At 45.9% G+C, this 9,756-nt stretch carries 8 protein-coding genes; 6 read left to right on the top strand and 2 right to left on the bottom strand.

The features are described 5' to 3' along the window. The first annotated feature begins 673 nt into the window (after nt 1-673). The 6 genes from rluF (at nt 674) to gldH (ending at nt 6,623) form a co-directional block, all read left to right on the top strand. Nucleotides 674-1,684 (top strand): 23S rRNA pseudouridine(2604) synthase RluF, encoded by a 1,011-nt coding sequence (gene rluF / locus AB5443_RS15180; protein WP_277131899.1) that lies wholly within the window; start codon nt 674-676, stop codon nt 1,682-1,684. A gap of 150 nt (nt 1,685-1,834) precedes the next feature. Next, nucleotides 1,835-2,347: a ferritin-like domain-containing protein gene (locus AB5443_RS15185; RefSeq protein ID WP_022137137.1), complete on the top strand. Its 513-nt coding sequence runs from the start codon at nt 1,835-1,837 to the stop codon at nt 2,345-2,347. 189 nt (nt 2,348-2,536) lie between these two features. Further along, nucleotides 2,537-3,490: a methylenetetrahydrofolate reductase [NAD(P)H] gene (metF, locus tag AB5443_RS15190; RefSeq protein ID WP_277131901.1), complete on the top strand. Its 954-nt coding sequence runs from the start codon at nt 2,537-2,539 to the stop codon at nt 3,488-3,490. 1 nt (nt 3,491) lies between these two features. Further along, entirely contained in the window at nt 3,492-4,616 is a 1,125-nt protein-coding gene (locus AB5443_RS15195; RefSeq protein ID WP_277131903.1) for a DNA polymerase III subunit, read from the top strand. Nucleotides 4,617-4,630: 14 nt separating this feature from the next. Further along, nucleotides 4,631-6,157: a regulatory iron-sulfur-containing complex subunit RicT gene (locus AB5443_RS15200; protein ID WP_277131905.1), complete on the top strand. Its 1,527-nt coding sequence runs from the start codon at nt 4,631-4,633 to the stop codon at nt 6,155-6,157. Beyond that, the gene (gene gldH / locus AB5443_RS15205; RefSeq protein ID WP_073346610.1) at nt 6,135-6,623 is read left to right on the top strand and encodes a gliding motility lipoprotein GldH; all 489 of its coding nucleotides are present in this window, start codon (nt 6,135-6,137) and stop codon (nt 6,621-6,623) included. The genes AB5443_RS15200 and gldH overlap by 23 nt, the downstream gene beginning before the upstream one ends. Before the next feature lie 9 nt (nt 6,624-6,632). On the opposite strand, the gene rodA is transcribed toward gldH, so the two are convergent. After that, nucleotides 6,633-8,090 (bottom strand): rod shape-determining protein RodA, encoded by a 1,458-nt coding sequence (gene rodA / locus AB5443_RS15210; RefSeq protein ID WP_195407312.1) that lies wholly within the window; start codon nt 8,088-8,090, stop codon nt 6,633-6,635. Further along, on the bottom strand, nt 8,071-9,756 hold a 1,686-nt coding region (locus AB5443_RS15215; RefSeq protein WP_368119618.1), incomplete at its 5' end, for a penicillin-binding transpeptidase domain-containing protein. The genes AB5443_RS15215 and rodA, both read right to left, overlap by 20 nt.

Genomic DNA, 9,756 nt, shown 5'->3' on the forward strand with positions numbered 1-9,756 from the left:
AAGACTAAAAGCGGGATGGGATGAAAAATATTTGTCACAACTTTTACAGGAAAATAATTTTTAATGCGTCTGCCCTGAGGCAGGAAAACACAATAATGTCTGTTATGAAAGACACGCCATCTGCCTACTCAACATACAAACTACGGCTATATTGACCCATACATATTAGTATCCTGAAACAAGGTCAAGCATAATATACAGCATGAGAAATGCGAAATAAAGTATGAGAAATACCTTCTTTGAAGGCACTTTACAGCTATAAACTATGAGAAATGCATGTAAACATTTTAATTCTCATAGCCTATACATCTAATTATCAACCGAATACCATTCTCCATGAGAATATGAGAAATGATTTTGCTTTTTTCGCATAGAGGGCGCGCGCTGAATTCGCTCAATAAATTCGATATCTTCTATATTTCTTATTTATAATTGCTAATATTCTTTCTTCTCTTTGTTTCTATTGCTATATTTGCTCCATATTATCTGACCACATTTTTAAAGCTCTAAAAAGAGCTTTCTTCTTGAGGAAGATTTCCCACATTTAATTAAGCATTCCCTACTAAGAGTACAGGATGGTTAAGATGATGAAACGAACATCCTGTCGGCACATACACATAAGTGCAAATACAATGTTTGATGGACTATCGTAAATACATAAATAAAAATATAAATGGAATATAGACTGAACAGATACATCAGTGGATCAGGTTATTGCTCGCGAAGAGAGGCTGACCAGCTTATCAAAGACGGGCATGTAACCATCAATGGCAAACGTGCAACTATCGGAATGCGCATATTGCCGGGTCAAAAAGTTGAAGTACGCGGAGAGCTCATAAAAAATGAGATTGAGCCCGTGTATATCGCATTTAACAAACCGGTAGAAGTCGTCAGCACAACAGATGTTTCTGACAGAAGCAATATTATCGAGTACATAAGTCACGAACAACGCATATTTCCTATCGGACGTCTGGATAAAGACTCTCAGGGCTTAATCCTTCTTACGAACGATGGAGATATTGTCAACAAGATATTGCGCGTGGGCAACAATCATAAAAAGGAATATCTGGTAAGAGTAGACAGACCCATCACCAAAGAGTTTCTCACCAAGATGGCAGAGGGTGTTCCCATTCTGGACAGGGTAACCCGCCGTTGCGAAATCAAAGAAATCAATCCTTACACCTTTCAGCTCTCTTTGGTTCAAGGACTTAACCGTCAAATCCGCCGAATGTGCGAGTATTTTGACTATGAAGTGGTCAAGCTGGAACGCATCCAGATTATGAACATCAAATTAGGTAATCTGGGGCAAGGGAACTATAGGGATTTGGCTCCCGGAGAACTGGAAGAACTTTTTGACTTATTGGACAAGTCAAAAGATATAGTTCAAGCCAGGAAACCCGCCAATAGCAACAAGGCGATAAACAGAGCCTTGCAAGGGTATGACATAAAAACGAATTACCGCAAAGCCAATATTGTCTCCAAACAAGCCCAAAAAGCAAAAGCTGACAAACCCTTGAGCGCATCCACTGAGGGTATAGACAGAGAGCAAGTGAAGCTAGAGACGACGATAAAGAAGAAGAAAAAAGGAGGAAGCGGGCTTCGGGTTGGAAAGTCAAGAGTAGTAGAAAAGAAAACGCAGCCGCCCAAACAGAACTCACCGATCAGAAAAGGAAGAAAGGTTTGATGCCGCATTGACATACATCCCCTCTTTGCCAGCACTGACGAATGGCAGATGAGGGGATTTTTTTTGTTAAAACTATCGCAATCACGAAACAAAAGCAACCGCAGTCTGTTACATAGGCAACTTAAACATAGTAACCTAAACATAAAAATTATGGCTAGAGAAAGTGTAAAAATTCTACAAGGAAAACTAGATGTAGAAAGTTTGATCGCACAGTTGAACGCAGCATTAGCTGAAGAATGGTTGGCATACTATCAATATTGGGTAGGTGCATTAGTAGTGGAAGGTGCCATGCGTGCCGATGTACAGGGTGAATTTGAGGAACATGCCGAAGAAGAGCGCAGACATGCGCAACTGCTCGCTGACCGTATCATCGAACTGGAAGGAGTTCCGGTGCTTGACCCAAAACAATGGTTCGAGTTGGCAAGATGCAAATATGACGCTCCGCAAGGCTTCGATTCTGTCAGTTTGCTGAAAGATAACGTCGCTTCAGAACGCTGCGCAATCCTTCGTTATCAGGAAATTGCTGACTTTACCAACGGGAAAGATTTCACGACTTGTGACATCGCCAAACATATTCTTGCCGAAGAGGAAGAACATGAACAGGATTTACAAGATTACCTGACAGACATTGCCCGGATGAAGAAATCGTTCCTTGAAAAGTAAATTCTAATATAATAATGATTAGGTAAGAGAGGGTGTATCCTATAAGAGGATATTCCCTCTTTTATCTATATAGTGCGATAAAAACAAAACTATTTTAGAGTAAATCAAGAAGAAATCTTTCTTTTTTCGTATTTTTGTCCCAATATGCACGTTTAGTCCGACATAGATAACGAACATTAGCAAAAAAGAATGAAAGTAATTGATTTAATACATAGCAACAAGAAAACTGCTTTTTCTTTCGAGATCCTTCCACCTCTGAAAGGAACGGGAATAGAAAAGTTATATCAGACAATTGATACGCTTCGGGAATTCGACCCGAAATATATCAATATCACCACCCACCGCAGCGAATACGTTTATAAAGACCTCGGAGGCGGATTGTTTCAGAGAAACCGTCTGAGAAGGCGTCCGGGAACGGTTGCCGTAGCCGCTGCCATTCAGAATAAATACAATATCACGGTCGTTCCACATATTTTATGCAGCGGTTTCACACGTGAGGAAACGGAGTATGTGTTGCTCGACCTGCAATTTCTGAATATCACGGAATTGCTGGTGTTGCGTGGCGACAAGGCGAAGCACGAATCAGTATTCACACCGGAAGGCGACGGATACCATCACGCTATCGAATTGCAGGAACAAATCAATAATTTCAATAAAGGCATCTTTGTAGACGGTTCGGAAATGAAAGTCAGCAGTACTCCGTTCTCTTATGGGGTGGCCTGCTATCCGGAGAAGCACGAAGAAGCTCCGAATATCGAAACCGACCTTTATTGGTTGAAGAAAAAGGTGGAAGCCGGTGCGGAATATGCCGTGACACAGTTGTTCTACGATAACAGGAAATATTTTGAATTTGTAGAGCAGGCGAAGGCGGCAGGTATCAATATACCTATCATTCCGGGAATCAAGCCGTTCAAAAAATTGTCCCAACTGAGCATGATTCCAAAGACATTCAAGGTGGACTTGCCGGAAGACTTGGTGAAGGAAGCGTTGAAATGCAAGAACGACGCGGAAGCCGAGCAGGTGGGCATTGAATGGTGTGTAGCCCAGTGCAAGGAGCTGATGGCTCACGGAGTGCCAAGTATTCATTTCTACTCTATCGGAGCAGTAGACAGTATCAAAGAAGTAGCCAAAATCATTTATTGATATGTTTTTCAGAGACGTAATCGGACAAGAAGAAATCAAGCAACGGCTTATTCAGGAAGTGAATGAGGGGCGTATTCCACATGCCCAACTCATCTGCGGCCCGGAAGGGGTCGGGAAAATGCCGTTGGCTATTGCATACGCACGTTACATCAGTTGTACTAATCGGGGGGAGACTGATGCCTGCGGAACGTGTCCGTCCTGCGTGAAATTCAATAAACTGGTACATCCCGATGTACATTTCGTATTCCCTATCGTGAAAAGCGCGAAGGGAAAGAAGGAAGTATGCGATGATTATATTGCCGACTGGCGACCGTTTGTCATCAATCATCCTTACTTTAACCTTAATCACTGGTTGGGTGAGATGGATGCAGAGAACTCACAGGCATTGATCTACGCCAAGGAGAGTGATGAGATTCTGAAAAAACTGAGTCTGAAATCCAGTGAAGGAGGATTTAAGATTACGATTGTGTGGCTACCGGAAAAAATGCATCCGGTATGCGCCAATAAACTGCTGAAGTTGCTTGAGGAGCCACCGGAAAAGACGGTTTTCTTATTAGTATCGGAAGCACCGGACATGATTCTGCCCACTATCCTGAGCCGTACCCAACGTATGAATGTACGGAAGATTGATGAAGCCAGTATTGATCGCATATTGCAGGCGAAATATAATATTTTGCCCGCCGACAGTGTTTCCATCGCCCACCTGGCAAACGGAAATTTCATCAAGGCGCTCGAGTCTATTCATCTGAATGAAGAGAACCAGTTGTTCTTTGAATTATTTGTCAGCCTGATGCGGTTGTCTTATCAACGGAAGATCAGGGAGATGAAAATGTGGAGCGAACAAGTGGCAGGCATGGGGCGTGAACGCCAGAAGAATCTTCTGGAATATTGCCAGCGTATGATTCGGGAGAATTTCATCTTCAACCTGCATCAGCGCGACCTTACGTATATGACTATCAACGAACAGAATTTTGCAACCCGCTTTGCACCTTTTGTCAACGAACGGAATGTGATGGGCATCATGGACGAACTGAGCGAAGCGCAACTACATATAGAACAGAATGTAAATGCCAAAATGGTATTCTTCGACTTCTCGCTGAAGATGATTGTACTGTTGAAGCAATAATAAATATATAAACTATGGAATATAAACTTCATAATGGGAGCGGCGGCCTTTGCTGCAAAGGGTGCTCCCGACAAGATAAGAAACTGAACACCTACGATTGGCTGGCAGACATACCGGGCAACGCGGAAGAGAGTGACATGGTGGAGGTGCAATTCAAGAATACCCGAAAGGGATATTACCGCAACAGCAATAAAATCAAACTGGAAAAGGGGGATATAGTTGCCGTTGAAGCTGCTCCGGGCCATGATATCGGTGTAGTAACGCTGACAGGCAGACTGGTTCCGCTGCAAATGAAGAAAGCGAACTTCAAGGCGGATACGGAAGTCAAGCGTGTCTACCGGAAAGCCAAACCGGTGGATATGGAGAAATTCAACGAAGCCAAAGGTAAAGAACATGCTACGATGATTCGTGCGCGTCAGATTGCTTTGAATCTGAGCCTGAACATGAAAATCGGAGATGTGGAGTATCAGGGAGACGGCAACAAGGCTATCTTCTATTATATCGCGGACGAACGTGTGGATTTCCGCCAACTGATTAAGGTATTGGCAGAGGCATTCCGTGTACGTATCGAGATGAAGCAGATTGGCGCACGCCAGGAAGCGGGACGTATCGGCGGTATCGGCCCTTGCGGACGAGAGCTTTGCTGTGCCACATGGATGACGAGTTTCGTATCGGTATCTACCAGCGCAGCCCGTTATCAGGACATTTCACTGAATCCGCAGAAACTTGCCGGACAATGCGCGAAGCTGAAATGCTGCCTGAACTATGAAGTGGACTGCTATGTGGAAGCTCAAAAACGCCTTCCTTCCAAGGAGATAGAACTGGAAACGAAGGATGGTACTTTCTATTTCTTCAAAGCGGATATTCTGAGCAATCAGATTTCTTATTCTACGGACAAGAACTTCCCCGCCAACCTGGTGACAATCAGTGGTAAACGTGCTTTTGAGATTATCTCCATGAATAGAAAAGGGATGAAGCCGGACAGCCTGGTCGAAGAAGAGAAGAAGCCGGAACCGAAGAAGCCGGTAGACTTATTGGAACAGGAAAGCCTTACCCGTTTCGACCGCAACCGGAATAATAAGGATGGCGGAAACCGGAATAACAAGAAGAAGAAAAAAGGAAATAACAACAATAACAACCGCCCGCAGCAACAGGCAGAGGGTGGAAACCGTCCGCAACAACCTCAACGGGAGAATGATAACCGCCCGCAACCCTCAGAAAACGGGAATAGAGGGGAAAGGGAAAACCGACCGAGAAACAATAATAATAACCGGAACAGGGGACAGAATCAAGGGCAGAACCAGGGACGGAATAACGACAACAGACGACCGGAACGCCCACAAGGACAAGAACGTCCGCAAAATCAGGAACGTCCGCAAAATCAAGAACGACCGGAACGTCCGCAAGGTCAGGAGCGTCGTCCCAAACCGGAAAGACCGGAAAGATCCGAAAGACCGGAAAGAGAAAGACCTGAACGACCGGAAAGAAACCCAAATCAGGAGAAACCGCAGAATCATAATGAAAAGCCTTCTCAGGAATAGTTTATTTGGTCTGCTCACTGCCTGCATGGCAGTAGCCTGTAACGACGAGAATACGATGTATCACTCTTACCAATCCCTTCCCGATGAAGGGTGGGGAAAGAGTGATACACTCTCTTTTCAGATTCCTGTCACGGATAGTATTCCCACGACTTTCCGGCTGTTTGCGGAAGTTCGCAACAGGACGGATTATCCGTATCATGACTTGCATTTATTTATTAGTCAGAATATGCCGGATTCTACAGTGTGGCATACGGATACTATCGCCATCACCCTGGCAGATTCTAGCGGCAGATGGACGGGAAAAGGATGGGGAAGCATTTATCAGTCGGAGACATTCGTTAAATCCGTGCGAACTTTGCATCCGGGTAATTATACCATTAAGGTAATGCACGGGATGAAAGACAAGAGTCTACAAGGAATGAATGACGTAGGAATACGGGTTGAAAAACAACACATAGATAATTAGAAGCTCTTTTTAAAGCCTTCTGCCCCGCCCTGCATCCAAACGCAAGAAAATAAACAGCAATATCGTAAAGCCCCACAAGGAAGACCCACCGTAACTGAAGAACGGCAATGGAATACCGATAACCGGTGTCAATCCCAACACCATACCGACATTAATAAACAGATGGAAGAGGAAAATGCTGACGACGGAGTATCCATATACCCGCCCGAAAGTAGAGGGTTGTCGTTCGGACAAGAATATCAACCGTAAAATCAGAATCAGGAAGGCTATCAGGACAGCAGCCGAGCCGATAAATCCCTGTTCCTCTCCTACTGTACAGAAGATGAAGTCGGTGTCTTGTTCGGGTACATACTTCAATTTGGTTTGCGTGCCGTTCAGGAAACCTTTTCCCGTCAGTCCGCCGGAACCGATGGCAATCTTGGACTGGTTCACGTTATATCCTGCTCCTGTCAAGTCTTCTTCCAAGCCCAGCACCACCTTGATACGGATTTGCTGATGCGGTTCAAGTACATTATCAAAGACATAGTTACTGGAATAAAGGAATCCGATGGAGCCGATAGTGAACAAGGCGATTAAGAAGTAGGTGCGCTGACGCTCGCTCAATGCCAAATATATCAGATAGCCTACTACGACAGCACAAAGCCCCCATTGCACCCAAACCAGGCTGAAATGTACCCAGTATTCCGATACTAAGTAGGCGATTAATAATACACCCAGACTTCCGCCAATGATGTTGCGGGTAGGTACGGCTTTCTTACGATATACCCATACCATACCGCCGGCGAATAACAAAATCAAGAGTAATACGATAAATTCCCCCAATGGTGTGGGTGTGTCGGCAATGAACACTTCGTCGAAACGGATGCCGACTACGAAGTAGATTACCGCACAGACTCCGGCAAAAAGCACCACTCCCGGCATTCCTTCCCGGTAGAGAACCAGGAAAAAGGCGAGATATACCAAGGCAGAGCCTGTCTCCCGCTGACCGATAATCAATAACATCGGGAGAAGGATAATCACTCCCAAGACCAGGGCACACTTTTCCTTCTTGATGCTGAATGAGTAGGCGTTCATATATTTGGCCAGCGCCAGGGCCGTGGCGAACTTGGCAAATTCGGCGGGTTGCAGGCTGACCGGCCCCATTACGAGCCAGGAACGGGAACCTTTCGTGTCCGGTGCAATAAAGATAGTGACGATAAGCAAGAGAATCATCCCTATATATATAATGTACGCGAACATATCATACATACGGTCTTCCAACATCAACAGCACAAATCCAAGTCCGAAGGAGCAGATAATCCATACGAACTGTTTGCCGGCACGGGTAGAGAAGTCGAGGAAGTCGCGTTCGCCATAATCATAGCTCGCCCCGCAGACGCTGAACCACCCGCCGACAATCAGGAGCAGGTAAATGCAAATCGTTACCCAGTCCAGTGTTTTCCACAAACTATCGCTCCTCGTTACCATACAATATCACTCTGTTACTAAATTCTTCCGCTCTCAACTCGTTCTCCGGCGAGAGCTTGCCTTTCAAATACTGCTCCATCATCAGTGCCCCGAAAGGAACTCCGTATGTAGCACCCCATCCACCGTTCTCCACATAGACGGCGATAGCTATTTTCGGTTTGTTCATCGGCGCGAAGCCCATAAATACCGAGTGGTCGTGACCGCGGTTCTGTGCCGTACCCGTTTTTCCACAGGCTTCCAAATCCGGAACCATCATGGAAAGCATTCGGCAAGTACCACCCGTAGCGGCGGCACGCATACCTTCCACCACCGACTCGTAATGTCTTTTTTCGATAGTGGTATAGCGGGGAGTACGGTAGAGACTGTCTATCTGATTGTCCTGGATTTCCTTCACGATATGCGGCGTGACGAAATATCCCCTATTGGCTATCGTTGCTCCCAGGTTTGCTATCTGAAGCGGGGTGGACAGAATTTCTCCCTGACCGATGGAGATACTGATTACGGTCAGTCCGTTCCAGTGCCCGCGATAGGCTTTGTCATAGAATTGCGCGTTCGGGATTAACCCGCGTTTCTCACCCGGCAAATCGACTCCCAGTTTGTAGCCGAATCCTTGCGAAACCATATGGTCTTTCCAAACGGTGATGGCATTCTGCGGTGAACCGTACTTGCGGTCACCGAACATACGGAACAGCCCCCAACAGAAATAGGAGTTGCACGATGTAGCGATGGCGGGTATCAACGGAATCGGTGCTCCGTGAGCATGGCAACCTACCGTCAGTCTGCCGTAATGGAAACCTCGTGAACAAGGGAATGTAGGGCTTTGCTCGGTGATGATTCCTTCCTGCAGGAAGGTTAAGCCTTGCGCTGTCTTGAAGGTAGAACCCGGCGGGTATACACCCATCAAAGCACGGTTCAGCAAGGGTTTCATCTTGTCGCGTTGCAACATCAGGTGGTTCTTACCCCGTTGACGGCCGATCATCAAATGCGGGTCATAGTTCGGCGAAGATACCAGGCAGAGGATTTCTCCGGTTTCGGGTTCGACGGCTACGATACTTCCGATTTTATTCTTCAGCAAACGTTCACCCAACATCTGCAAATCAATGTCCAGGCTTAGTGTCAGGTTCTTGCCAGGGACGGATGGACGGTCGTATTCACCATCCATATAATGCCCCTGAATACGGCCATGCGCATCACGAAGCAGGATTTCAATTCCTTTCTCTCCGCGCAGGTACTTTTCATATGATTTCTCCACACCCAACTTTCCGACATAGTCACCACGGATATAGTATCCTTCTTCGTCCGCTTCCATTTCTTTGGCGGAAACTTCTCCGATGTCACCCAAAGCATGTGCGGCGGCATTGTAGGAATATTGGCGGATGGTACGCCGCTGAATATAGAAGCCACGGAACTTGAACAGTTTTTCCTGAAAGACGCCACATTCTTCTGCCGAAAGCTGCGACATAAACAGTTGGTTGGTATAACGGGAATATCCCGGATTGCGGCGACGGTCTTTCATGTCGCTCATTATCTTCAGGAATTGGGCACGGGTGATGTTCAATGACTGGCACAGGTCGAGTGTGTCCAGGTTCTCCACTTCTTTCGGAACAATCGAAATGTCATAGGCAGGCTGATTGAATACCAGCAGTTTGCCGGTACGGTCGTAGAT

The sequence above is a fragment of the Bacteroides sp. RTP21281st1_H5_RTP21281_210402 genome, from assembly GCF_040918965.1.
GTDB lineage: Bacteria > Bacteroidota > Bacteroidia > Bacteroidales > Bacteroidaceae > Bacteroides > Bacteroides congonensis.